The organism is Gilliamella sp. B2717 (assembly GCF_026536675.1).
GTDB lineage: Bacteria > Pseudomonadota > Gammaproteobacteria > Enterobacterales > Orbaceae > Gilliamella > Gilliamella apicola_I.
Genome location: NZ_JAFNNQ010000036.1, coordinates 1 through 315 on the forward strand (window position 1 = coordinate 1; position 315 = coordinate 315).

Consider the following 315-nt stretch of genomic DNA (forward strand, 5'->3'; position numbering starts at 1 on the left):
CTGTTTTTATTCCCATCAAAATATTATAAAAATGCTCTGGTTTAATTTTTAAATCATGCGTTGTCATTATTGATCACCTCTAAACCATATCGGGCGTTAAAACCGCAATAATTTCATGCGCCGATCGACGGTTGCCGTTGGCCGCAACAGATCGTGGGGCATCGATTTCGTAAATTTCAAACTCACTAAAAACACCCCGTACGACTGGGTTATCGCTGTTAGACACGATCGCCGATGCGCCTCGTTGGACAGCGTGGACGAGTAAATCGTGTAATAATTTAGTGACTGGGTAGTTAAATTTGTGGGCGGTGTAAC

Annotated in this window: 1 pseudogene; it reads right to left on the reverse strand. The window is 42.9% G+C overall.

The annotated features are described in order from the left end of the window. Window positions 1-79 precede the first annotated feature (79 nt). A pseudogene (locus tag J3U35_RS05625) lies at window positions 80-315 on the reverse strand (DNA adenine methylase); the annotation flags it as partial.